A 24583-nucleotide genomic window follows, 5' to 3' on the forward strand; every position below is an offset into this window, starting at 1 on the left:
CGCCTATCCGGTGCGCCCGGCGGCGTTCTAGCGTCCGGCTGGAGGTGGCGGCCATGGTGGGGCGGATAGTGCGCTGGGGGGTTGCCCTGGGGCTCACGGCGGTGTGGTGGTGGGCCGTGGCGCGGCTGGTGTTCGCCGACGGCGCCGGGGCGCTGGAGGGGACCGTGGCCGCCGGCGGCTGGGGCCTGAGCCTGCTGCCGGTGAACTGTGTGCCGAGGATCCGGGCGGCGGGGGCCCTGGGGCCCCGGCGGTGGCGGACGGCCTGGGAGGCCGGACGTCCTACCAGGGCATCGCCACCCCTCCGTTCGGACGCAGGATCTGGCCCGTCGTGAACGACGAGGCGTCGGACGCCAGGTAGAGCACGGCATGGGCCACGTCGGCCGCCTCGCCGACCCGTCCCAGGGGCGACAGCCGGGCCATCCACGCCTCCGTCCGCCGCTGTTCCTCCTCGTCGTCGCGGTCGGTCATGGGGGTGCGGGTCCAGCCCGGTGCGACCGCGTTGACGCGGATGCCCTGGGGGCCGACCTCGTTGGCGAGCGTCCTGGTCAGCTGGACCACGGCCGCCTTGGCGGCGCCGTAGCAGAGCAGGCCGGGGCCGCCGGTGTCGATGGCGCCGGACGCCATCGTGACGATGCTGCCCCCGGTCCGCCGGGCCAGCATCAGCCGCGCCGCCTCCTGGCAGGCGTGCAGCACGCCCTTGAAGTTGACGCCCAGCACCCGGTCGAGGTCCTCGTCCCGGGTCTCCAGCACCGGGCTGCGGTGCATGATCCCGGCGATCGCCGCCATCACGTCCAGCCGCTCGCAGGACCGCACGGCCCGCCCGAGCCCGGCCCGGTCGGTGACGTCGACGGTGTGGGTACGGGCGGTGCCGCCCCCGTCCTTGATCAGCGCCGCCGTCTCGTGCAGGCCGTCCGCGTCCAGGTCGGCACAGTGCACGGTCGCGCCCGCCTCGGCGAGCAGTACGGCGGAGGCCCGGCCGATACCGCCGGCGGCTCCGGTGACGAACGCGGTGCGTCCGGTGAGGTCGTACGCCTTCAGGGGCATGAGGGGACGGTACGAGCGTTTCTGACGGGTCGTCAATTGGTTGTGCGCGTTCTCCCGGCGCCGCGGTCCGGAGCCCGGCCGGTCGCGGGGGCCGGGCCGGTCTGGCAGGCGGGGCACCAGTAGGTGGGGCGCTCGCGGGAGCCGTCGCCCTGGTCGGCGGCGCGGATCGGGGTGCGGCAGCGCAGGCAGGGGCGGGGCGCCCGGCCGTAGACGAACAGGCCGTGGTCGCGCAGGCCGGTGGTGCGGCGGACCGGGCGGTCGCGGTTGGCCTCCAGCAGGCGCTGGGCGAGGGCCGGGAGCTGCGCGGCGCGGTCGGCGGGGAGCGCGCCGACCGGGAGCCAGGGGGTGGCGCCGATCAGGAAGCACAGCTCGCTCTTGTAGATGTTGCCGATGCCGGCGAGGTTGCGCTGGTCGAGCAGGGCCTCGCCGAGCTGCCGGGCGGGGTCCGCGAGCAGGTTGGCGAGAGCGCGCTCGGGGTTCCAGTCGGGGCCCAGCAGGTCCGGGCCGAGGTGCCCGACGGCGCGCTCCTCCTCGCCGGTGCGCAGGAACTCCAGCACCTGGAGGCGGTAGCCGACGGCCGCGCGGTCGGCGGTGCCGAGGATCGCCCGGATCTGGTGGGCGGGCCCGCCCTTCCAGCGCTCGCCGCCGCCGTACACCTTCCAGGCGCCCTCCATCCGCAGGTGCGTGTGCAGGGTCAGACCGCCCTCGAAGCGGGTGAGCAGGTGCTTGCCGCGCGCGGTGGTGTCCAGCACCGCACGGCCGGTGAGGTCGACCGTGGCGTACCTGGGCACCCGGAAGTCGCTGCGGGTCAGCACCTGGCCGGCGAGCGCGTCGTGCAGCCGCCGCGCGGCCCGCCAGACCGTGTCACCTTCGGGCATGGGTCAAGGGTGACACGGGGGACCATCGCACGCGGTTCTCGCACCGGCCGCTCCGTGCGGCTCCTCTGCATGGCCCGTCCGTGCGGTTCTTCTGCACTGACTCTCCGTAAGGCCGCTCCCTACGGCCGCTCCGTACGGCTCCTCTGCACGGACCCTTCGCATGGCTGCTCCGCACGGCCGCTCACGCGCGGAGGCGCAGGCCGCGCGGGGTCGCGATGAAGCCCGCCCCTTCCAGCAGGGCGCCCAGCGGGGAGGTCAGGGCCGAGGCGCCGTTGACACGCTCCACGGTCACCGTGCCCAGGGTGCCCGTGCGGGCGGCGTCCGCGAGGGCCCCGGCGGCCGTCCGCAGCCGGGGGTCGTCGGTGGCCGCCGTGTCCGGGGCGGAGGGCCAGGCCAGCAGGGTCTTGCCGCCGCGCTCCATGTAGAGCGCCAGCTCGCCGTCGACCAGCACGACCAGGGAGCCCGCCTTGCGGCCCGCCTTGTGCCCGGCACCGGTCGGCGGCTCGGGCCAGGCAAGTGCGGCGCCGTAGGCGTTGGCGGGATCGGCTGCGGCGAGCACCACGGCCCTGGGGTCGGGGGCGGCGGGGGTACGGGGGTGACGGCCGCCGTAGGCGTAGGGGTTGACGGTGCCGCCGCCCCGGGGGCCGCCGTAGCCGGGGGCGGCGAAGGGGTCGGCGGGGGCCGGGTCCCTGCGGGAGGCGTGGTCGCCCGGCGCGGTGCGGGGGGCCGGGGGCCCGTCGAAGTCGCCGTCGAAACGGCCGTCTAGGCCGGCGTCGAGGCCGGGGTCTAGGGCCGCGGGTTCCGGGAAGCCGGGGGAGTGCGCGGTCTCGAAGGGACCCAGGGGGGTGAAGGGGGCCTCGGGGGCGTAGGCGGCGGGAGAGCCGTGCGGGTCGGGCGCGAAGCCCGCGGAATCGGTCCGGCCGCCGTTCGCGGAGCCGGGGCCCGGCAGGCTCTCGCCGCGGTCGCGGGCGTTGGACACCGCGCGCAGCCGGTCGACCGCGCCGTCCATCGCGAACTGGGCCGCGCCGAGGCCCTCGACGACATAACCCCGCCGTGCCTGGCCGCTCTCCTCGAACGCCGACAGGATCCGGTACACCGCGGAGAAGCCGCCCTCGACGCCCTCCGCCGCGACCGCGCCCCGGGTGACCACGCCGTGCCGGTCGAGCAGGGTGCGGGCCAGGGCGTGGGCACGCACGGTGGTGTCCGGCTCGGGTCCGGGAAGCAGGGACCAGCGGCCCGCGACGGTCGGCGGCCCGGTCCGGGACGCGGTCCGGGCGGCGGCGGTCAGGGAGCCGTAACGGCCGCGCGGCACGCTGCGCTTGGCGCGGTGGGCGGTGGAGCCCGCCGTACGGCCCGAGCCCAGCAGGGCGCGCATCGGGGTCAGCGTGTCGTTGGTGAGCCGGCCGGACCAGGCCAGGTCCCAGACGGCGTCGGCCAGTTGGGGGTCGGTGGCGTCGGGGTGGGTGGTGGCGCGGACGTGGTCGGCGATCTGACGGAAGAACAGGCCGTAGCCGCCGGAGAGCGCGTCCAGGACGGACTGGTGCAGGGCGGTCGGCTCCAGCGGGTGGGGCGGCGGGAGCAGCAGCGGGGCCGCGTCCGCCAGATACAGGGAGACCCAGCCGTCCTTGCCGGGCAGCGCGCCCGCGCCGGCCCACACGATCTCCCCGGCGGCGGTCAGTTCATCGAGCATCGAGGGCGAGTAATGGGCCACGCGGGACGGCAGCACCAGCTTCTCCAGGGCCGACGCCGGCACGGACGCGCCCTGCAACTGCTCCACGGCGCGCACCAGTCCGTCGAGGCCGCGCAGCCCGTGGCCCTTGCCGATGTGCTGCCACTGGGGCAGGAACTGGGCGAGCGCGGCCGGGGCCACCGGCTCCAGCTCGTGCCGCAGCGCGGCCAGGGAACGGCGGCGCAGCCTGCGCAGCACGGTCGCGTCGCACCACTCCTGGCCGATGCCCGCCGGATGGAACTCGCCCTGCACCGCCCGCCCGCCCGCGGCCAGCCGCTGCAACGCGCCCTCCGTGACCGCCACCCCGAGTCCGAAGCGGTCGGCCGCCGCGGTCGACGTGAACGGGCCGTGGGTGCGCGCGTACCGGGCGAGGAGGTCGCCGAGCGGGTCCTTCACGGGCTCGGTGAAGGCCTCGGGGACGCCGACCGGCAGGGCGGTGCCGAGGGCGTCGCGGAGCCGGCCCGCGTCCTCGATCGCCGCCCAGTGGTCGGCGCCGGCGATCCGGACCCTGATGGCCCGGCGGGCGCCGGCGAGTTCCTTCGCCCACTGCGGCTCGGCACCCCGCTCGGCCAACTCGGCGTCCGTGAGCGGCCCGAGCAGCCGCAGCACGTCGGCGACGCCTTCCGGGTCCTTGATCCGGCGGTCCTCGGTGAGCCACTGGAGCTCCCGCTCCAGCTCGGTCAGCACGTCCGCGTCGAGCAGTTCGCGCAGCTCCGCCTGGCCCAGCAGTTCGGCCAGCAGCCGCGAGTCCAGGGAGAGCGCGGCCGCCCGGCGCTCGGCGAGCGGGGAGTCGCCCTCGTAGAGGAACTGGGCGACGTAACCGAAGAGCAGGGAGCGGGCGAACGGGGAGGGCTCGGGGGTGGTGACCTCGACCAGACGGACCCTGCGGGACTCCAGGTCGCCCATCAGCTCGACGAGGCCGGGTACGTCGAAGACGTCCTGGAGGCACTCGCGGACGGCCTCCAGGACGATCGGGAACGAACCGAACTCGCTCGCCACCTGGAGCAGTTGGGCGGCCCGCTGGCGCTGCTGCCACAGCGGGGTGCGCTTGCCGGGACCACGGCGCGGCAGCAGCAGCGCGCGGGCGGCGCACTCGCGGAAGCGGGAGGCGAACAGGGCCGAGCCGCCGACCTGGTCGGTGACCGTCCGGTCGACCTCGCCCTTGTCGAAGACGACGTCCGCCGCGCCGACCGGGGCCTGCTCGGCGTCATACTCCGTGCCGGGCTTCACGGGCGCCTGGTCGAGCAGGTCCAGGCCCATCAGATCGGCGTCGGGCAGCCGCAGCACGATGCCGTCGTCGGCGTGCATGACCTGCGCGTCCATGCCGTAGCGCTCGGACAGCCGGGCGCCCAGCGCGAGCGCCCAGGGGGCGTGGACCTGGGCGCCGAAGGGGGAGTGGACCACGACCCGCCAGTCGCCCAGCTCGTCACGGAAGCGCTCGACCACGATGGTGCGGTCGTCGGGGACGTGGCCGCAGGCCTCGCGCTGCTCGGCGAGGTACGACAGCACGTTGTCCGCCGCCCAGGTGTCCAGGCCCGCCGCCAGCAGGCGCAGGCGTGCGTCCTCCTCGGGGAGCGAGCCGACCTCGCGCAGGAACGCGCCGACCGCGCGGCCCAGTTCGAGCGGGCGGCCCAGCTGGTCGCCCTTCCAGAAGGGCAGCCGGCCGGGGACCCCGGGGGCGGGTGAGACCAGGACGCGGTCGCGGGTGATGTCCTCGATGCGCCAGGAGCTGGTGCCCAGGGTGAAGACGTCGCCCACCCGGGACTCGTACACCATCTCCTCGTCCAGCTCGCCGACCCGGCCGCCGCCCTTCTTGGGGTCGGCGCCGGCGAGGAAGACGCCGAAGAGGCCGCGGTCCGGGATGGTGCCGCCCGAGGTGACGGCGAGGCGCTGGGCGCCCGGGCGGCCCGTCACCGTCCCCGCGACCCGGTCCCAGACCACGCGCGGGCGCAGCTCCGCGAACGCGTCCGACGGGTAGCGGCCCGCGAGCATGTCGAGGACCGCCGTGAACGCCGACTCCGGGAGCGAGGCGAAGGGGGCCGCGCGGCGGACCGTGGCGAGCAGGTCGTCGACCTGCCAGGTGTCCAGCGAGGTCATCGCGACGAGCTGCTGGGCGAGGACGTCGAGGGGGTTGGCCGGGACCTTCAGCGACTCGATGGAGCCGGTGCGCATCCGCTCGGTGACCACGGCCGCCTGCACCAGGTCGCCCCGGTACTTCGGGAAGACCACGCCGGTGGAGACCGCGCCGACCTGGTGTCCCGCGCGGCCGACGCGCTGGAGGCCGGAGGCGACCGACGGCGGGGACTCGACCTGGACGACCAGGTCCACCGCGCCCATGTCGATGCCCAGTTCGAGGCTGGAGGTGGCCACCACGGCGGGCAGCCGGCCGGCCTTCAGGTCCTCCTCGACCAGGGCCCGCTGCTCCTTGGAGACCGAGCCGTGGTGCGCGCGGGCGATGACCGGCGGGGCGCCCTGGGCGGCGCCGGAGCCGCCCATCAGCTCGGCCGGGGCGTGGTGCTCGGCGAGCGGCTCGCCGGTCGCGCGCTCGTAGGCGATCTCGTTGAGCCGATTGCAGAGCCGCTCCGCCAGCCGGCGCGAGTTGGCGAACACGATCGTCGAGCGGTGGGCCTGCACCAGGTCGGCGATCCGCTCCTCCACCTGCGGCCAGATGGAGGGCCGGTCGGCGCCCTCCTTGCCGTCCGTGGCCGGGGAGCCGCCCAGCTCTCCCATGTCCTCGACCGGGACGACGACGGAGAGGTCGAACTCCTTGCCGGACCTGGGCTGGACGATCTCCACCTTGCGGCGCGGCGAGAGGTAGCGGGCCACCTCGTCGACCGGGCGGACGGTCGCCGACAGGCCGATCCGGCGGGCGGGCCGGGGCAGCAGCTCGTCCAGCCGCTCCAGGGAGAGCGCGAGGTGCGCGCCGCGCTTGGTGCCGGCCACCGCGTGCACCTCGTCCAGGATCACCGTCTCGATGCCGGTCAGCGCGTCGCGCGCGGCCGACGTCAGCATGAGGAACAGGGACTCCGGGGTGGTGATCAGGATGTCCGGCGGGCGGATGGCCAGGGCGCGGCGCTCGGCGGCCGGGGTGTCGCCGGAGCGGATGCCGACCCTGACCTCCGGCTCGGGCAGGCCGAGGCGGACGGACTCCTGGCGGATGCCGGTCAGCGGGCTGCGCAGGTTCCGCTCGACGTCGACCGCGAGGGCCTTCAGCGGTGACACGTACAGCACCCGGCAGCGCTTCCTCGGGTCGGCCGGGGGCGGGGTGGAGGCGAGCTGGTCCAGGGCGGCGAGGAAGGCGGCCAGCGTCTTGCCGGAGCCGGTCGGGGCGACCACCAGCACGTCCGACCCCGCGCCGATGGCCTGCCACGCGCCCGCCTGGGCCGCGGTGGGCGCGGAAAACGCCCCCGTGAACCAGCCGCGGGTCGCGGGGGAGAAGCCGTCGAGGGCCTGATGAGCGGATTTCGCCATGCGTCCATCCTGCACCCGGCCACTGACAATCAGGCTGACCTGCGCAGACGCGGTAGCGGGGAGCTGGGCGGGGGCGAGACGACCGATAATGGTCATATGAACGGATCGGGTGAGCGGGCACGGCACTGGCAGTACGAGGCGCTGCCCGGTGTCGATCTGCTGCGCGCCCGGTACATCCGCAAGACGTTCGTGCGGCACACCCACGAGAACTTCGTGATCGCCGCCATCGCGGACGGCGTCGAGGTCTTCCAGCACCGGGGCTCCGACGTGTCCGCGGGAGCGGGGGCGCTCGCGCTCGTCAACCCGGACACCCCGCACACCGGCCGGGCCGGGGTGCCCGAGGGCTGGCGGTACGGCGCCGTCTACCCGTCCCCCGCGCTGATGGCCGAGATCGCCGCGGAGACCACCGCGATCCGGGGCACCCCCGGCTTCGTCGGCCCCGTCCTCGACGACCCGTACTCCGTCGCCCTCGTGCACCGGGTGCTGCGCGCCGCCGACGAGGGCAACGCGCTCGCCGCCGACACCCTGCTGCGGGTGGCGGTGACCCGGCTGCTGCGGCTGAACGGCGGCCCGCTGCCGCAGCGCGAGGTCCGCACCGCGGGCGCCGGGCTCGCCGCACGCGCGCGTGCCGTGCTGGAGGACCGGATGGCCGAGCCGCCCACCCTGGAACGGCTCGCCGCCGACCTGGGCACCAGCCCCTTCGCGCTGCTGCGCGCCTTCCGCGACGCCTACGGCATGCCGCCGCACACCTGGCTGACCGACGCCCGGGTGCGCCGCGCCCGGACGCTGCTGGACGCGGGCACGGCACCCGCCGCCGCGGCCGTCGCCGTCGGCTTCACCGACCAGCCGCACCTCAACCGCCACTTCGCCCGGATCGTCGGCGTCCCGCCGGGCGCCTACCAGCGCGAGCGCAAGAACGTACAAGACACGCGGGCCGTCCGCCCGTAGCGTGCCTGACGTGGCACAGCAGACAGCACTCGCAGACATACGCGACGACGACGGGCCGAAGCCGGACTCCGCCGTGGTCCGGGACGCCCTGGGGGTGGGCGTCGCCGTGGGACTCTCCGGGTTCGCCTTCGGGGTGACCTCGGCCGGCAGCGGACTCGGGCTGCTCCAGACCTGCGTGCTCAGCCTCCTGGTGTTCACCGGCGCCTCCCAGTTCGCCCTGGTGGGCGCGCTCGCGGCGGGCGGCAACCCGCTCACCGCGGCGGCCGGCGCCTTCTTCCTCGGCGCGCGCAACGCCTTCTACGGGCTGCGGCTCTCGCAGCTGCTGGCCCTCCCGCGCGCGGTACGGCCGTTCGCCGCCCAGTGGGTGATCGACGAGACCACCGCGGTGACGCTGGCCCAGCCCACGCGGCGCGCCGCCCGGCTCGGTTTCACCGTCACCGGGCTCAGCCTGTACGTGCTGTGGAACCTCACCACCCTGCTCGGCGCGCTCGGTGCCAAGGCCGTCGGCGACACCGACGCCTGGGGCCTGGACGCGGCCGGACCCGCCGTCTTCCTGGCGCTGCTCGCCCCGATGCTGAAGGGCACCCTCGAACGCGCGGTCGCCGCCCTCGCCGTACTGCTCGGGCTCGGCCTGCTGCCCGTGCTGCCCGCCGGAGTGCCGGTCCTGGTGGCCGCGCTGACCGCGCCCGCCGCCCTGTACGTCTCCGGCCGCCGGTCCGGCCGTACCCGCGACGAAGCAACCGAGGAGTCCCGTTGAACACCTGGATCGCGATCGCCGCGACCGCCCTCGGCTGCTACGCCGTCAAGCTCGCCGGGCTGCTGGTGCCCGCGGGCGTCCTGGAGCGGCCGGTGGTGCGCCGGCTGGCCGCCCTGCTGCCGGTGGCCCTGCTCGCCGCGCTCACGGCCCAGCAGACCTTCGCCGACGGGTACACGCTCGTGCTGGACGCCCGGGCCGCGGGGCTCGGGGCGGCCGCCGTGGCCCTGGTGCTGCGCGCGCCCTTCCTGGTCGTCGTCGGCGTGGCCGTGCTGGTGGCCGCGGGGCTGCGCGCCGTCGCGGGCTGAGACGTCCCTCACCCCACGAAGCGGCCGTACGCCCTGAGCGTGCGCAGGGCGTCGACGGTCACCATGGGGCGGGCCTCCAGGGCGACGGCTGACGTCCACTGACGCCATCGGACGGGCCAGCCGCCGTCCTCGGCCTGCTCGGCGGCGAGGAAGTCCAGCGAGCGGTCCATCTCCTCGTCGGTGAACCACGCGCGCGCGAGCGAGTGCGGGGACTTCGCGAAGTCGTGCGGGAAGTGGTGCTCGCCCGGGGCGTAGCCGGGCGCGACCGGGTACGCGTCGAGCCGCTCCGGGTCCAGCGCGGCCAGCCGGCGCTCGCGCACCAGGCGGCCCAGCCGGTCGGCGGTCGCCTCCGCGCGCGAGCGGTCGGGCACCGCGTCCAGGAAGGCGACCGCGGCCTCGATCTCGTACGGGTGCGACGTCTCCAGGGAGGCCACGGCCGCCCAGCAGAAGTCGGTGGCCCGGAACAGCCAGGCGTGCCACACCTCGTTGCGGTGCAGCAGGCCCACCACCGGACCGGTGGCGAGCAGCTCGCTGGGCGGGTCGTCGACGATCGGGACGAACGGTGCCGCCGGGTAACCGCGCTGGCTCGGATGGACCGCAGGCAGCGCCCCGTCCGCCGTGGAGACGGAGGTCAGATAGCGGCACACGCGCTCCACCCGCTGCCCGCCGCACCGCCCGATGGCGTCCAGGACGCGCAGCGCGTGCCCGGTCGGCAGCGGCTGGCTCACCGGACCCCGCAGATCGGGCTCCAGCGCGTGCCCGTACCCGCCGTCCTCGTTGCGGTACGCGTCCAGCGCCGTCTCGACCGGATCGGGTCCGCCGTTCAGGAAGTGGTACGAGAAGAGGCGCTGCTCCAGCACGCGCGCGGTGAGCCACATGAACTGCTCGGCGCGGAAGAGCGGGGAGTGCGCCGGGGGCGTGGGAGGGAGTGGGGAAGCTCCGGTTTCGGCCATGCGAAAGACCGTAGGGCGGAAAGCGGTCTCGGAACGCGGACCCGGGCAGGGCCCACCCTCAGGGGCGGGATACTGGTGTCATGCGGTTGACGGTCTTCTGGCAGCGGATGGCGGAACACTTCGGTTCCGGGTACGCCGACACCTTCGCACGTGATCACGTGATGACGGAGCTCGGCGGTCTCACGGTGCACGAGGCGCTGAACTCCGGCTGGGCGGCCAAGGACGTGTGGCGGGTGGTCTGCACGGTGATGAACGTTCCGGGGGAGAAGCGCTGAGCGTGCACGCGGATCGGATACGGGCCACGCGTTGTCAGTGGCGTGCGCGAGGATTGCACCGTGGCAGCCACTGACGAGGGCGGACGGACCGCCCAGGACGCATCCCCGGCCGGCGCGACGCCGGACGGCACGACGCCGCCCGCCGTACCCCCGGCCGGCGCCGCCGTGCCGGGCGCCCGCATGCCCCGCTGGCTGCCGCGCGCCATGGTGCTGGCGCTCGCGCTGGTCGCCACGTTCCAGCTGGGCAGCTGGGCCTTCCACCAGCTCACCGGGCTGCTGATCAACGTCCTCATCGCGTTCTTCCTGGCGCTCGCCATAGAGCCCGCGGTGAGCTGGATGTCCGCGAAAGGGATGCGCCGGGGCCTCGCGACCTTCCTGGTCTTCCTCGGCCTGGTCATCGCCGTCGCGGGCTTCGTCACCCTGCTCGGTTCGATGCTGGCCGGCCAGATCATCAAGATGGTCGAGGGTTTCCCCGACTACCTGGACTCGGTCATCAACTGGATCAACGAGACCTTCCACAGCCGGCTGAGACCGGTCGACGTCCAGGAGGGCCTGCTCCACTCCGACTGGCTGCGCAAGTACGCGCAGAACAGCGCGGCCGGTGTCCTCGACGTCTCCGGGCAGGTGCTCGGCGGTCTGTTCCAGCTGCTGACGATCTCCCTGTTCGCTTTCTACTTCGCCGCCGACGGCCCCCGGCTGCGCCGCACCCTGTGCTCGGTCCTGCCGCCCGCCCGGCAGGCCGAGGTGCTGCGCGCCTGGGAGATCGCCGTCGACAAGACCGGCGGCTACCTGTACTCGCGCGGTGTGATGGCGCTGATCTCCGGCATCGCCCACTACATCCTGCTGGAGGCCCTGGGCGTCCCGTACGCGCCCGTGCTCGGAGTCTGGGTGGGGCTGGTCTCGCAGTTCATCCCGACCATCGGCACCTATCTCGCGGGCGCGCTGCCGATGCTGATCGCGTTCACCGTCGACCCGCTGTACGCGGTGTGGGTGCTGGTGTTCGTGGTGATCTACCAGCAGTTCGAGAACTACATGCTCCAGCCCAAGCTCACCTCCAAGTCCGTCGACATCCACCCGGCGGTCGCCTTCGGCTCGGTCATCGCCGGCACCGCGCTCCTCGGCGCCGTCGGCGCGCTGATCGCCATCCCGGCGGTCGCCACCCTCCAGGCGTTCCTGGGGGCCTATGTGCGGCGGTACGACGTCACGGACGACCCGCGCGTGCAGGGGCACCGCCGGCGCGGCACCGGCGGCCAGGGGCTGCTCGCGCGCGTCCGCCGGCCGGAGGTCCGGCCCGCGGACGACTCCGCGGAGAGCTCGGTCTGACGGTGGAGCTCGCCTCTGACGGCCGCCGGCGGTGGTCGGGCGATCGTCGCGTGGTCAGGCGATCGTCGCGGCCGGCGGGGCCCAGCGCCGGGTGCGGGGCACCGTGTCCGAGACGCCGTAGTCCTTCTTGAGGTGCTCGGGGATGGCGTAGTGCATGACGCGGCCCCGGGTCAGGGAGGACAGTTCGAGGACGGTGGTCAGATGGCCGAGCCGGTCCAGGGCCCAGGCGCCCAGCGGGGAGCGGTCCTCGATGGTCTCCAGGACGCCGAGGAGGTGCGGTACGGCCTTGACGGCGGTGTCCCACGGGGTACGCGGCACCTCCAGCCAGTCCGCGCAGGTGTCGCCGACGAGATAGCGGATCAGGGCCGAGACGACCGGGTCGAAGAAGGTGCCGGGGACGACCTCCTCGTAGAGGTCGATGAGCTGCCGGGTCAGGACCGCGCCCTCCTCGGAGGGGCCCATGTACCGGAGCATGTACAGGTCCAGGAACCGCCGCGCCTCGTCGAGGGTCTTGGGCACGGCCTCCTGGTCGACGCCGAGCATGGCGCCCACCACCCGCCACGCGTAGTAGTACGCCTCCGCGCCCTCCGTGGACAGATGGATGCCCAGCCGGTGCAGGCTGTCGAGGACCAGCATGGAGAAGAACATCTGCCCGCCGATCATGTCCTCCTGGCAGATCGGCGTGCCGAGCGCCCCGGTGTCCCAGCGGTTCTCCCGCCTGAGGTGGTGCCGGATCGAGGCGTGCAGCAGGCGCACCTTCTGGGCGGCCGGGACGAAACGGCTGCCGGCCTCGAAGGCGTCGGGCTGCATCAGGTAGACGGTGAACTGTCCGGTCTCCGCCATGCGCTTGGAGGGGTACTTCAGCCCGTGGGTGGCCGACAGCAGCTTCGCCACGCGCGGGACGACGTAACAGGCGGGCATGGAGGCGAAGGAGAGCGCGGTGGAGATGTGCACGTTGTTGTCGATGAAGAACAGCCGGGCCTTCTCCATCTCGCCCCAGTCCACCCAGGACGGCGGTACCCGGGTGGCCTCCAGGTACTCCCGCGCGACGTCGGGCAGCCCGTCCGGCAGGGGAGCGCCGGCGGTCGACACGTAGCGCATCAGGGTGTTGAACGTGCCCACCTCCCCGCGCTCGAAGAGGGCGGCGACCGTGGCGTCGGCGAGTTCGTCCCCCGCGTCCCGCAGGGTGTCCATCGAGGCCTCGGTGTGCATCACGGCAGGGCTCCTTGTCTTCGCGGTGCCTTCCGGGCACCGCACGGGCGTCGTCAGGACAGGCGGACGGCGGCCGAGTGCGCCAGCGCGGTCAGCGCGCCGGTGGCGGGGGCCGGTACGTCCAGTTCGTGGAGGGCGTCGAGCGCTTCCGCGACCCGCGCGCCGATCATGCTCTCGATCCGGTCGGGCGCCCCGAGCCGGCACATCACCTCGCGGACCGCGTCCAGGCCGGCCGCGTCCAGGCCGGGGCTGCCGAGCAGGGTGCGCAGCCGCTCCCGGTCGTCGTCGCCGGCCAGCCGCCAGGTCTCCGCCAGCAGGGCGGTGGGCCGGTGGCCGCGCACGTCGTCGGCGTTGGCCTTGCCGGTGTGCTCGGGCGCCCCGAACAGGCCCAGCAGGTCGTCGCGGAGCTGGAACGCCTCGCCCAGCGGCAGCCCGTACGCGGAGTAGCCCTCACGCAGCGCTCCGCCCGCCCCGGCCAGGGCGCCGCCGATCAGCAGGGGCTGCTCGACGGTGTACTTGGCGGTCTTGTAGCGGATCACCTTGAGCGAGGCGGCGGTGTCCGGGCCGGCTCCGGTGCGCAGGATCTCCAGGCACTCGCCCGCGATCAGCTCCCGGGCCAGCAGCGACCACAGCGGGCGGGCCCGGGCGAGGTAGGCGGCGGGCAGCCCGCAGGTCGCGAACAGCTGCCCGGCCAGCGACATCAGCAGATCGCCCACGAGCATCGCCAGCGACCGCGCGGTCTCCTCGGCGCCCGGGCGGCCCTCCAGGGCGGCGCGCAGGGCGATGTGCGTGGTGGGGCGGCCGTGCCGCAGCGGGCTGTCGTCGATGAGGTCGTCGTGCACGACGGCGGCGGCGTGCACCAGCTCCATGGAGGCCGCCGCCCGCACCAGCGCGTCGCTGTCGGGCTGGCCCACCGCGCGCCAGCCCCAGTAGCAGAACGCCGCCCGCAGCCGTTTGCCGTCGGCCGCCGCCGCCTCCAACTGCCCGGCCACCGGGCCGAGGAGCGGGTCGACCGCCGCGAACAGGTCGGCCTCCTCGGCGACGAACCGGCGTAACACCTCGTCGACGCGGTGCTTGAAGGGGGCCGGGTCCCACCGGTCAGCCATCGGCGGTGGTTCGCCGGGCGAGGGCGTGCCGGGCGAGGATCTCCAGGTGGGCCGGCGGGACGGTCGCGTACCGGTCCAGGACCAGGCGCCCCCGTGCGGTCAGGTCGTGCTCGGCCTCCGCGGCGAGCGCGGTGGCGTCCGAGCGGCGCAGCAGCCCTCGGACCGTCCCGAAGGCGGTGCCCACCGTGCTCACCGCCAGATCGGCCAGTCCCGCCGCCAGCAGCACGGCCTGCCCGTCCAGACCGCGTCGTCCCGAATCACGTGTCATGCGCTCTCCCACCCACGGCCTCCAGGGCCACCGCTTGTCGGCCGCCTCGTCGAGCATCGCGGCCCGATAGGCGCGACATGCGGAAACTCACGATCGGGTGAACGCGTCGGCGTATCGGCGGACCCCGTGGATCACCACGGCCGGGCCCGTGGATCACCACGGCCGGGCAGGGCGGTCCGGGGGCGGTGTGCGGGCCGTGTCGGGAAGTGCGGGAGTACCGCGTGGTGCGCTTGACACAAAAATCGAACATCCATTCTTATAGAGGCTCCGGTGCGGCTCACGGCGGGGATTCCGGCGGTGGTCGGGCATGGTTTCGGTGGACATGTCCCCTGGTTGTCCACAGGCCGGACCGGCGTCGGGGCGCATTGTCAGTGGCAGGCGTTAGCGTCTTTGACGTGAAGCGATCGACTCAAGCAAACCGGGTGGAACCCATGGCAGGAACCGACCGTGAGAAGGCGCTCGACGCCGCACTCGCACAGATTGAACGGCAATTCGGCAAGGGCGCGGTCATGCGCATGGGCGAGCGGTCGATGGAGCCCATCGAGGTCATCTCGACCGGGTCGACCGCGCTCGACGTCGCCCTCGGTGTCGGTGGCCTGCCGCGCGGCCGCGTCGTGGAGATCTACGGACCGGAGTCCTCCGGTAAGACGACCCTGACCCTGCACGCCGTGGCCAACGCGCAGAAGGCCGGCGGCCAGGTCGCGTTCGTGGACGCGGAGCACGCCCTCGACCCCGAGTACGCGAAGAAGCTCGGCGTCGACATCGACAACCTGATCCTCTCCCAGCCCGACAACGGCGAGCAGGCCCTGGAGATCGTGGACATGCTGGTCCGCTCCGGCGCCCTCGACCTCATCGTCATCGACTCCGTCGCCGCGCTCGTGCCGCGTGCGGAGATCGAGGGCGAGATGGGCGACAGCCACGTCGGTCTCCAGGCCCGACTGATGAGCCAGGCGCTGCGGAAGATCACCAGTGCGCTCAACCAGTCCAAGACCACCGCGATCTTCATCAACCAGCTCCGCGAGAAGATCGGCGTGATGTTCGGCTCCCCGGAGACCACGACCGGTGGCCGCGCGCTGAAGTTCTACGCCTCGGTGCGCATCGACATCCGCCGCATCGAGACCCTGAAGGACGGCACCGAGGCGGTCGGCAACCGCACCCGCTGCAAGGTCGTCAAGAACAAGGTCGCGCCGCCCTTCAAGCAGGCCGAGTTCGACATCCTCTACGGCCACGGCATCAGCCGCGAGGGCGGTCTGATCGACATGGGCGTGGAGCACGGCTTCGTCCGCAAGGCCGGCGCCTGGTACACGTACGAGGGCGACCAGCTCGGCCAGGGCAAGGAGAACGCGCGCAACTTCCTGAAGGACAACCCCGACCTGGCCAACGAGATCGAGAAGAAGATCAAGGAGAAGCTGGGCGTCGGTGTCCGCCCGCAGGAGCCGGCCGCCGAGCCGGGCGCGGACGCGGCCACCACCGCGGCCACGGACGACGCGGCGAAGACGGTGCCCGCCCCGGCCACCGCCAAGGCGACCAAGCCCAAGGCCGCCACCGCCAAGAGCTGACGCCGTGACACGACGAACCGACTGGGCCGAGCACGAGTACACGTCCCCCGGCGCCCCACGGGGGAGGGGCACCGGGGGCCACTCGGACCCCGCCGGTGACGGTGACGGCCACTACGGGCAGGACGGCGCGCACGACGGCCCGGACGGACCCCGCGGGGACGGGGCACCCGGCCGCGGCCCGCGCAGACCCGGGGCACGGCGTCGGCGCGGCTTCGGTGAACCGTCCGGTGAGGACGGGGGTTCCCCCTCCTCGTCGAGGGCCGAGCAGGGGGAACCTCCAGCGGACCCGGCTGAGCGGGCGCGGGCGATCTGTCTGCGCCTGCTCACCGGGACCCCGCGCACCCGCAAGCAGCTCGCGGACGCCCTGCGCAAGCGGGAGATCCCGGACGACGTCGCCGAGGAGGTGCTGTCGCGGTTCGAGGAGGTCGGGCTGATCGACGACAGCGCGTTCGCCGACGCCTGGGTGGAGTCCCGGCACCACGGCCGGGGCCTGGCCCGCCGGGCGCTCGCCCAGGAACTGCGCACCAAGGGCGTCGCCCCGACCCTCATCGACGAGGCCGTCGGCCAGCTCGACTCCGAGCAGGAGGAGGAGACGGCCCGCGAACTCGTCGCCCGTAAACTCCGCTCCACCCGCGGCCTCGACCGGGACAAGCGCATCCGCCGCCTCGCCGGCATGCTCGCCCGCAAGGGGTACGCCGAGGGCATGGCCCTCAGGGTCGTCCGGCGGGCACTGGAGGAAGAGGGCGAGGACACGGAGTTCCTGGAGCACGGGGACTTCTGACGGACCGACAGGCCTGAGGGGGTGGGGTTAACCCCCGCCCAAGACGCCGGACCGCCGCAGTGCTCGCCGCCCCGTGCGTGGACGACCGTGTACGCCATGATGCTGCGCTACGCACTCAAGACCGTCCGCGCCCGCAAGGCCGGCTTCCTCGGAGCCTTCCTCGCCCTGCTGTGTGCCGCCGCCCTGATCACGGCCTGCGGCACCCTCCTCGACACCGGCCTGCGCGGCACGATCCGTACCGAGCGCTACGCGGCGACTCCCGTCGTGGTCTCCGCCGACCAGTACGTCCACCGGACCACCGTCAAACACAAGCACGGCAAGACCAAGGTCAAGCACAAGGCGAAACCCGTCGCCGAACGGGCCTGGCTGCCGGCCGGTCTGGAAGCCAGGCTCGCCCGCACCCCCGGAGTCGCCCGGGTCGTGCCCGAACTGACCTTTCCGGCGGCGCCGTCGACTCCGGCCGGCACCGGTGACCGCACCGCCTACGGACATGCCTGGGCATCCGCCGTGCTCACCCCGTACCGCCTGGTCTCCGGCACCGCGCCCCGGGCCGCCACCGATCTGGTCGTCGACCGCGACCTGGCCGCACGCGCCCGTCTGCGGACCGGCGACCCGCTCACCGTGCAGTCGACGCAGGCCCCGCGCACCTACCGGATCACCGGAATCGCCGCCCCGGCCACCGGCGTACGGCACCAGACCTCCCTCTTCTTCTCCGACGGGGAGGCCCGCCGGCTGGCCGCGCACCCCGGGCAGGTCACCGCGTTCGGTGTGCTGCCCGAGCACGGCACCGACCCGGACCGGCTGAAGCGGGCCGTGGCCCGGGCACTGCACGGCACCACCGCCCAGGTCTCCACCGGGGACGACCGCGGCCCCGTCGAGTTCCTGGACGCGGCCGCCGCCCGGGTCAGGCTGGTCAGCATGGGCGCCGCCATGGGCGGGACCTCGCTGCTGGTGGCGGTCCTGGTGGTCGTCGGCACCTTCGCCCTCGCCGTCCAGCAACGCCACCGCGAACTCGCCCTGCTGCGCGCCATCGCCGCGACCTCCGGTCAGATCCGCCGGCTGCTCGGCCGCGAGGCGCTGATCGTCGGCGCCGTCGCCGGCACGCTCGGCGCACTCCTCGGACTGCCGCTGGGTACCTGGCTGCACAGCAGGTTCGTCGCGCTGGGCGCCGTACCGGCCACACTTCGGCACACCACCGGCATCGTCCCGCCGCTCGCCGGGCTCGCCGCCACCCTGGTCGGTGCCTGGGCCGCCGCCCGGATCGCCTCCCGGCGGATCAGCCGGATCCGGCCGACCGAGGCGCTGGCCGAGTCCCGGACCGAGCCCGCCCGGCCCGCCTGGGGACGGATCGCCGCCGGTCTGCTGCTGCTCGCCGGTGGAGTCGTCCTCGTCGTCCTGCTCACCTCCCTGCGCACCGAACCCGCGTCCACCCCCGTCACCTTCCTCGCCGTCGTGGTCCTCTCGGCCTCCGTCTCCCTGCTCGGCCCGCTGCTGGTCAGGGCGGCCGCGCTGCTGTTCGCCGGGCCGCTGCGGCTCACCGGGCACGGCGGCCGGCTCGCCACCGCCAACCTGCGCGGCAACGCCGCCCGGATGGCCTCCGTCGTCACTCCCCTCACCCTGCTCATCGGTATGACCTGCACCGTGCTGTTCGTCCAGTCGACCCTCGGCGACGCCGCCCGCGCCCAGGCCCGCGCCGGGGTCACCGCCGACTGGGTCGTCGCCGCCCAGGGACCCGGCGTACCGGCCGAGGCGGCGCGGCAACTGCGCACGGGGCACGACGCCGTCACCGAAGTGGTCCGCACGACCGTCCGCGTCGGACTCGACAAATACGCGGCGCAGGGCGTCACCCCCGAGGGCCTCACCCGCACCTGGGACCCCGAGGTCACCGCCGGCTCACTGGACCGCCTCACCGACGGCACCGTCGCCGTCAGCGAAATCACCGCCGATCAGCACCACTTGAGCCCCGGCTCCCCCTGAGGCTCACCCTCGGCGACGGCACGCCCGCCAGCCTCACCGTCGCCGCCGTCTACGCCCGGGGTCTCGGCTTCGGCGACCTCACCTTCGCCCACGACCTCGTCTCGCACCACGTGGACAACCCGCTCGCCTCCTCCGTCCTCGTCAGCACAGCCCGTACACAAGCACAACTCGCGACTATGCTCCGTAAGTTCCCGGGGGTCAGGATTCTTTCGCCGGACGCCGCCGACTCCCTCCGGGCCGACCGGCAGCAGGACAACGCCGAGGCCGGCTACCTGGCCATGGGGCTGGTCCTGGCCTTCACCGCGATCGCCGTGGTCAACACGCTCGCCATGTCGGTCGCCGAGCGAGTCCGGGAGTTCGCGCTGCTCAGGCTGGCCGGCGCCACCCGCCGCCAGGTCCTGCGGATGCTGCGCACCGAGGTGCTGTCGGTGCTGACGCTCGCCACGGCCCTCGGCAGCGGCATCGCGCTCGCCGTACTGACCGCCTTCAGCGTCGGCATGACGGGCCGGGCCGCGCCCGCGGTCACGCCGTTGCTCTACGTGACGATCCTCGCGACCGCCGCGCTGCTCGCCCTGGTGGCCTCGGCTCTTCCCGGCCGGATGGCGCTCCGGGTGCCGGCGGTGACCGTCGCGACGGCGAAGGACTAGGCGCACTCACCGCGGACGTTGCCGACGGCGAGGTTCCGCGCCGCGGACGACGAAGGCCAGGGCCGAGGTTGCCAGTGCCGAGGTCGCCGGTGCCGAGGTTGCCGGTTGTTGCGGCTTACCGCGGCGGCGGTCCGTCCTGGTCGACGCGGGGATCGCCGGGCAGTCCGTGCGGGTGTGCGGCGTCGCCGCCTGCGCCGGCAGAGGTGTCCAGGCCGCCCAGGAGCATGTCGAGGCCGGTGATGAACTGGTCGCGGTCCGCGTGGTGGCGCAGGTCCTCGGCGGTGCGGGTCAGGAAGGGGTAGTCGGCGGGGTCGAGGTTCTGCCAGCGTTCGGCGGTCCGGGCGAGGTAGGCGTCGCGCCCGGTGGCCGCGTCGAGAGGGACGCGAGGGGTGATGATCTGGGCGCTGACGCCGGTGATGTAGTAGGAGATCACCGTCGAGACCGCGAACTGCCGTTCGGCGGGCAGTCCGGTCCGTGCGACGAGGGTGCCGATGCGGTCCAGCAGACGCAGGGCGTTCGTCAGCGTGGGCGGCGCGGACACGTGGGGCGCCGCCCACGGGTGCCGGTCAAGGGCGTCGAAGACGGCGATGGCGAGTGCGCGCAACGCGGCACCGGCGCTCTGCGCGGGGTCCGGGTCCGCCGCGACGGCGTGGCCGAGTACCTGGTCGGCCGCCAGGTCGACGAGTTCGTCCTTGTTCGACACGTGCCAGTACAGAGCCCCGGGGCCGGTGCTCAGGCGCTCGGACAGCAGCCGGAAGGTCAGTCCGCGCACACCGCGCTCGTCCAGCAGGGCGACCGCGGCGTCGACGATCAGCTCCTGTGAGAGGGCGTCCGCGCGTCCCTCGGAGGGCGCCCGCCCTCGTGTCCGTGGCATGGCCTCATTTTGGCATGGGCGGGCCCGTGACCCGTATGCGATGTGGAACGCGGGACCACATGGTGACGGTGGGGGCGACATGGGTACGCGCGCGGCCGAACCCCCGACCGGTCGCTTCGCGGGGGCGCCCGAGTTCCCGCTCGAAGGGTCGGCGCCGGCGGAGGGCTACGCGGTGCGTGACCCGCCCGCGTGACGGCCGAAGCCCTGGCCCGGTTGCCCCTCTGACCGGCACATCCCCAAGGGTCTCGGATTGCGTGGTCCGCACGCTTAGTGTGCGTGCGCGGGCGGGATCGATTCGTTTGGGGTGGCGGTAGCTTCGGCCGGTCCCGCCACCCGCCGGGAGATCCCTTGCGCCGGTGACTCCGCCGAGAGACCGGCCGGTCCGTACGCCCGAAAGGCGGCCTCGCCATGCCCGGAACCGCTCGTACCCGAAGAGCCCTGGCCGCCTTCGGACTTGTCGCAGGGCTGGGACTGAGCGGCTGTGTCTTCGACTCGAACGCCGCGAGCGGCAGCGACGGGCCGCTGGTCGTCGGGTTCGTGAACGGGGGATCCACCCGGTTCCACACCTGTCTCCAGCGGGCCGTCGTGACCACCGCCAAGAACAACTTCGCCAAGATCGTCACGGCCGACTCGCACCAGGACGCGGCACAGGAACTGGCCAACATCAAGGACATGATCGCCCGCAAGGTGGGTGTGATCATCATCCAGACGGTCAGCACCGACGCCCTGAAGAAGGACATCGACAGGGCCCGCAGCGCGCACATCCCCGTCTTCCTGACCTCCGTCGACGCCGACCCCTCCGACATCCTCGGGGCCGTCGTGGTGAACCTGCGGGAGGTGGGCGAACTGGACGCCGAGTGGATCGGCGACGACGCGGCCGGCCGCCGGGTGCGGGTCGGGGTGATCGCCGGAGCGCCCGGCGCCGCCTCCGACCTGCTCGTCGGGGGCTTCGGCAAGGCGCTGCCGGACAACGCCGAGGTGGTCGCCGACCAGCCCGGCATGTTCGACGCGGCGAAGGCGGGGAGCGTCGCCGCGAACATGATCAAGGCGCATCCCGGCCTGGACTACGCGTTCGTCGCCAACGAGGAGATGGCCTTCGCCGCCCGCAAGGCGTTCGACGCGGCCGGGGCCACCCGCGTGAAGATCGTCACCGTCAACGGTACGGACGAGGGACTGGCCGCCCTCAAGGACGGGCGGTTCGCCGCCACGGTCTCCAACTCCGCCGCCGACATGGGCCAGTTGGCGGTGGAGAACACGATCGCGCTGCTCCGCGACGAGAAGGTCGACAAGATCTCCAAGGCGCCGGTCCGGCTGGTCACCAAGGACGACGCGGACACCGCCCCCGTGTACTGCCCCTCGGACGACTAGGGGGTGACCGGCAGGCCCGCCGCCTTCCACGCCTGGAAGCCGCCGATCAGGTCGGTCGCCTGGTGCAGCCCCAGCTGGTGCAGGGAGGCGGCGGCCAGGGTGGAGGCGTAGCCCTCGTTGCAGATGACGACGATCCGGAGGTCGTGGCCGGTGGCCTCGGGAGTTCTGTGGCTGCCCTGCGGGTCGAGCCGCCACTCCAGTTCGTTGCGCTCCACGACGAGGGCGCCGGGGATCACCCCGTCCCGCTCGCGCAGGGCCGCGTACCGGATGTCGACCAGGAGCGCGCCGTCGGCCCGCGAGGCCTCGTACGCCTCGTGCGCCCCGATGCGCCGGTAGCCCGTGCGTACCCGCTCCAGCAACTCGTCTATGCCCAAGGGCGGTTGCTCGACCGGCTGCTGTCCCACCGGTTCCGAAGGCGCCGTCTGCTCGGCCCGACCCGTCTGCTCGGTGTCACTCACTGCCAGTCCTCCGGGCGTTCGACCTGCTCCAGGCGCAGCACCTGGTCGGTGCGGCTGTAACGGCGGATCCGCGGCAGCGGCGGGTAGTAGGCGTGGACGGAGATCGCGTGGTGCTCGGTGGACTCGTTGAGGACCTCGTGGACGTGGTCGCGGCCGAAGGTGCGGCCCTTGCCGGTCGGCAGCAGACGCTCGCGGTCGACGCCCTCGGAGAGCTCCAGCGTCTTCCAGCCGTCGGTGGGCAGCCGGGTGGCGAGCGAGTTCTCCCGCAGTTCACCGGTCGCCGTGAGGAACGCGCCGACCGACTCGGCGTGGTCGTGCCAGCCGGTGCCGGTGCCGGGCGGCCAGCCGATCAGCCAGGCCTCGCTGCCACCGGGACCGTCGAGCCGTACCCAGGTGCGGCCCTCGGGGTCGAGCGGGAGCGAGGCGATCAGCTCGGTGTCGGCGGCCGTGCGCCGGACGAAGTCGAGGAGGTCCGCCTGGGTGGGCCCGGCGCCGGGCGCGGAGGCGGACGGGGAAACGGGGGAGGAAAGAGAGGCAGACACGTGCACCGCTCCTGATGAGAGTTCGCAGACGAAGGCGCTGACCGCGCCCGAAAGAAGAGGTGAGATGCGAAATCAACAGGCCGGAAGACACACGCAGCCCGCATAGCGGACAAGGTCCACATGGACCTTCCGCCACAGGCGCACAGTGGTGTCGTTCACGATCCGGAGTACACCATGCCGGTGCAGACCGGTCAACTCACTGTCACTATGTGGACCGCAGGGTGACCGCGGTCACCGTGATCACCCCGCGGGCCGGCCGCGGTCACCGCACGGCGGAACCCGCCCCGGCCTCGGCGTCCGCCGCCTCCGCCGCCGGTTCCGTCCGCTCCTTGTCCTTGCCGCCCAGGGTCGCCTCGGCCGCCGCGTAGAGATCGGCCGGGCGCACGCCGTTGAGGGCGGTGACCAGATGGCCGTCGGGGCGCACGAGGAGCACGCTGTGCGCCGGTGCGCCCGGGTATGCCTCCGCGACCAGCAGCTCCGCGGGGTGCGGGAGCGCGGTCACGGCCGCCGCGAGCCGGGGCATGAGCCCGGCGGAGACCCAGTGCTTGCGGTCCCACACGCCCGTACCGGGCGCGACGAGGACGACCAGGAGTGCGCCGCGGCCGAGCCGTGAGCGCAGCCGGACGAAGGTGCCGTCCTCCGCGGTGACCCGGACGTCGGTGACCGGGGCGCCGGGCGGGGTGTCGACCGGGACCTCGTGTTCCAGCTGCCGCGGCGCCAGCGGGGAGTCGGCGTACGCCCCCGGAGCGCCCAGCGGGCCGTGCCCCAGGTGACCGTCGGTGAGGAGCGCGTCGTGCCCCCGGGTCGTGCCGGGCACGATGCCGCGCAGCCCGCCACCGCCGCGCAGCACCGGCAGCACCTGGTCGGCGGCGCGCAGCCGGGCCGCGACCGCCGCGCGCCGCTCGGACTGGTAGCTGTCGAGCAGCGCCTCGTGCGGGCCGTGGTGCCAGGCCGGGGCCAGCTTCCAGGCGAGGTTGTCGACGTCCCGCAGCCCCTCGTCCAGCCCGTGCGTCCCCAGCGCGCCGAGCAGGTGCGCGGCGTCCCCGGCGACGAACACCCGGCCCACCCGCCAGCGGCGGGCCAGCCGGTGGTGCACGGTGTGCACCCCGGTGTCGAGCAGGTCGTACGGCGGTGTGGTGCCGTTCGTCCAGCCCGCGAGGGTCTCGCGGATGCGGGCCACGAGCAGCTCGGGCGTGACCAGGTCCTTGCCGGGCGGCAGCAGCCAGTCCAGGCGCCACACGCCGTCCGGGAGGGGGCGGGCGGTCACCTCCCCGGCCGAGGGCCCGGACATCCGCCACGGCGGTGTCCGATGGAGCAACGCCCGACCGGGCCACGGAAGTTCCGCACGCAGCGCGGCGACGGCGTGTCGCTCCACCGCCGTACGGCCCGGGAAGCGGATGTCGAGGAGTTTGCGCACGGTCGAGCGCGGGCCGTCGCAGCCCACCAGGTAGCTGCCGCGCCACCAGGTGGCCCGGGGGCCGCGGGTGTGCGCGGTGACGCCGGAGCGCTCCTGCTCGATGGTGTCCAGCCGGCTGTCCGTGGCGATCCTGACCAGCGGCCGGCCGGCGATCGCCGTCCGCAGGGCGTCGGTCAGGACGTGCTGCGCGATGTGCAGCGGAGCGGGTTCGGCCGTGTCGTCGAAGACGACCTCGCGCATCACCTGCCGGCGCCGCATCGACCGCCAGCCGGTCCAGCGGGCGCCCAGGTCGTCCAGCGGGGCGCCGGTCAGCCGCGCCACCAGGTCGGCGGTGTCCTCGCGGAGCACCACCGTGCGCGCGGGGCGTGGTTCGTCGGCGCCGGGGGTCTCGTCCAGGACCACGGACGGCACCTCCTGGCGCGCCAGCGCCAGGGCGAGCGTGAGGCCGACGGGCCCCGCGCCGACGATGATCACCGGGTCCACGGCGCGGCGCCCCCTGCCCGTACGCACGTCCCTACGGACACAGGTGAACAAGTCGTCGGAGCAGGGTGCACGATCACAGAACGTATGCAACAGACTGGGCGCCACCCGGTCAAGCGGCGCACCCGGGGACACGTCAGCATGGCGGGCGCGCGGAGGCCGTGACGCCGTGGAAAACGGCGGAGGCAGCGGTCGTAGGACCGCTGCCTCC

General features: G+C 73.9%; 20 protein-coding genes and 1 pseudogene. 9 read left to right on the top strand and 12 right to left on the bottom strand.

Going from position 1 to position 24583, the window contains the following annotated elements; all coding sequences use genetic code 11:
- Nucleotides 1-279 precede the first annotated feature (279 nt).
- The 3 genes from ACZ619_RS29280 to ACZ619_RS29290 form a co-directional block, all read right to left on the bottom strand.
- Entirely contained in the window at nt 280-1044 is a 765-nt protein-coding gene (locus ACZ619_RS29280; RefSeq protein WP_469605043.1) for an SDR family NAD(P)-dependent oxidoreductase, read from the bottom strand.
- Nucleotides 1045-1076: 32 nt separating this feature from the next.
- Complete coding sequence (locus ACZ619_RS29285; protein ID WP_469605045.1) at nt 1077-1922, bottom strand: Fpg/Nei family DNA glycosylase; 846 nt, start codon at nt 1920-1922, stop codon at nt 1077-1079.
- Between the two features lie 181 nt (nt 1923-2103).
- Nucleotides 2104-7122 carry an ATP-dependent helicase gene (locus tag ACZ619_RS29290; protein WP_469605048.1) on the bottom strand — a complete coding sequence of 1673 codons (5019 nt, stop codon included), beginning with the start codon at nt 7120-7122 and terminating at the stop codon, nt 2104-2106.
- Between the two features lie 96 nt (nt 7123-7218).
- On the opposite strand from ACZ619_RS29290, the gene ACZ619_RS29295 reads away from it, so the two are divergent.
- The 3 genes from ACZ619_RS29295 to ACZ619_RS29305 are packed head-to-tail and all read left to right on the top strand — an operon-like array spanning nt 7219 to nt 9132.
- Nucleotides 7219-8070 carry an AraC family transcriptional regulator gene (locus tag ACZ619_RS29295; RefSeq protein WP_469605050.1) on the top strand — a complete coding sequence of 284 codons (852 nt, stop codon included), beginning with the start codon at nt 7219-7221 and terminating at the stop codon, nt 8068-8070.
- A gap of 10 nt (nt 8071-8080) precedes the next feature.
- Complete coding sequence (locus ACZ619_RS29300) at nt 8081-8827, top strand: AzlC family ABC transporter permease (RefSeq protein WP_469605052.1); 747 nt, start codon at nt 8081-8083, stop codon at nt 8825-8827.
- The gene (locus ACZ619_RS29305) at nt 8824-9132 is read left to right on the top strand and encodes an AzlD domain-containing protein (RefSeq protein ID WP_469605054.1); all 309 of its coding nucleotides are present in this window, start codon (nt 8824-8826) and stop codon (nt 9130-9132) included. The genes ACZ619_RS29300 and ACZ619_RS29305 overlap by 4 nt, the downstream gene beginning before the upstream one ends.
- 8 nt (nt 9133-9140) lie before the next feature.
- Here the strand turns inward: ACZ619_RS29305 and ACZ619_RS29310 are convergent, their stop codons facing one another.
- A complete protein-coding gene (locus ACZ619_RS29310; protein WP_469605056.1) occupies nt 9141-10085 on the bottom strand; it encodes a hypothetical protein in 945 nt (314 codons plus the stop codon).
- A gap of 80 nt (nt 10086-10165) precedes the next feature.
- Here ACZ619_RS29310 and ACZ619_RS29315 point away from each other — a divergent pair, with 80 nt between their 5' ends.
- Both ACZ619_RS29315 and ACZ619_RS29320 read left to right on the top strand, forming a co-directional pair.
- Entirely contained in the window at nt 10166-10360 is a 195-nt protein-coding gene (locus tag ACZ619_RS29315; RefSeq protein WP_469605059.1) for a DUF3046 domain-containing protein, read from the top strand.
- 60 nt (nt 10361-10420) lie between these two features.
- Complete coding sequence (locus tag ACZ619_RS29320; RefSeq protein WP_469605061.1) at nt 10421-11683, top strand: AI-2E family transporter; 1263 nt, start codon at nt 10421-10423, stop codon at nt 11681-11683.
- A 54-nt stretch (nt 11684-11737) separates the two neighbouring features.
- Here ACZ619_RS29320 and ACZ619_RS29325 read toward each other — a convergent pair whose 3' ends face one another.
- The 3 genes from ACZ619_RS29325 to ACZ619_RS29335 are packed head-to-tail and all read right to left on the bottom strand — an operon-like array spanning nt 11738 to nt 14269.
- Nucleotides 11738-12898, bottom strand: coding sequence for an oxygenase MpaB family protein (locus ACZ619_RS29325; RefSeq protein ID WP_469605063.1), 1161 nt, complete (start codon nt 12896-12898; stop codon nt 11738-11740).
- 50 nt (nt 12899-12948) lie between these two features.
- The gene (locus ACZ619_RS29330) at nt 12949-14001 is read right to left on the bottom strand and encodes a polyprenyl synthetase family protein (protein ID WP_469605065.1); all 1053 of its coding nucleotides are present in this window, start codon (nt 13999-14001) and stop codon (nt 12949-12951) included.
- Nucleotides 13994-14269, bottom strand: coding sequence for a polyprenyl synthetase (locus ACZ619_RS29335; protein WP_469605068.1), 276 nt, complete (start codon nt 14267-14269; stop codon nt 13994-13996). Before ACZ619_RS29335 ends, ACZ619_RS29330 begins: the two co-directional genes overlap by 8 nt.
- Nucleotides 14270-14700: 431 nt before the next feature.
- Here ACZ619_RS29335 and recA point away from each other — a divergent pair, with 431 nt between their 5' ends.
- From recA to ACZ619_RS29350, 3 genes and pseudogenes are all read left to right on the top strand, one after another.
- Nucleotides 14701-15828: a recombinase RecA gene (gene recA, locus ACZ619_RS29340; RefSeq protein WP_469605070.1), complete on the top strand. Its 1128-nt coding sequence runs from the start codon at nt 14701-14703 to the stop codon at nt 15826-15828.
- Between the two features lie 4 nt (nt 15829-15832).
- The gene (gene recX, locus ACZ619_RS29345; protein WP_469605073.1) at nt 15833-16609 is read left to right on the top strand and encodes a recombination regulator RecX; all 777 of its coding nucleotides are present in this window, start codon (nt 15833-15835) and stop codon (nt 16607-16609) included.
- A 96-nt stretch (nt 16610-16705) separates the two neighbouring features.
- Nucleotides 16706-19233 (top strand): annotated as a pseudogene (locus ACZ619_RS29350) (ABC transporter permease).
- A 115-nt stretch (nt 19234-19348) separates the two neighbouring features.
- Here the strand turns inward: ACZ619_RS29350 and ACZ619_RS29355 are convergent.
- Entirely contained in the window at nt 19349-20107 is a 759-nt protein-coding gene (locus ACZ619_RS29355) for a TetR family transcriptional regulator (protein ID WP_469605075.1), read from the bottom strand.
- A gap of 408 nt (nt 20108-20515) precedes the next feature.
- Here ACZ619_RS29355 and ACZ619_RS29360 point away from each other — a divergent pair, with 408 nt between their 5' ends.
- Complete coding sequence (locus tag ACZ619_RS29360; RefSeq protein ID WP_469605078.1) at nt 20516-21475, top strand: sugar ABC transporter substrate-binding protein; 960 nt, start codon at nt 20516-20518, stop codon at nt 21473-21475.
- On the opposite strand, the gene ACZ619_RS29365 is transcribed toward ACZ619_RS29360, so the two are convergent.
- From ACZ619_RS29365 to ACZ619_RS29380, 4 genes are all read right to left on the bottom strand, one after another.
- The gene (locus ACZ619_RS29365; RefSeq protein WP_469605348.1) at nt 21472-21879 is read right to left on the bottom strand and encodes a rhodanese-like domain-containing protein; all 408 of its coding nucleotides are present in this window, start codon (nt 21877-21879) and stop codon (nt 21472-21474) included. The genes ACZ619_RS29360 and ACZ619_RS29365 overlap by 4 nt on opposite strands.
- A gap of 50 nt (nt 21880-21929) precedes the next feature.
- Nucleotides 21930-22481: a cupin domain-containing protein gene (locus ACZ619_RS29370; RefSeq protein ID WP_469605081.1), complete on the bottom strand. Its 552-nt coding sequence runs from the start codon at nt 22479-22481 to the stop codon at nt 21930-21932.
- A 66-nt stretch (nt 22482-22547) separates the two neighbouring features.
- On the bottom strand, nt 22548-22634 hold the full coding sequence (locus ACZ619_RS29375) for a putative leader peptide (RefSeq protein ID WP_469605350.1): 87 nt from the start codon (nt 22632-22634) through the stop codon (nt 22548-22550).
- A 103-nt stretch (nt 22635-22737) separates the two neighbouring features.
- On the bottom strand, nt 22738-24375 hold the full coding sequence (locus tag ACZ619_RS29380; protein ID WP_469605352.1) for an FAD-dependent monooxygenase: 1638 nt from the start codon (nt 24373-24375) through the stop codon (nt 22738-22740).
- Nucleotides 24376-24583: the final 208 nt, after the last annotated feature.

The sequence above is a fragment of the Streptomyces sp. NPDC104367 genome (genome assembly GCF_055583825.1).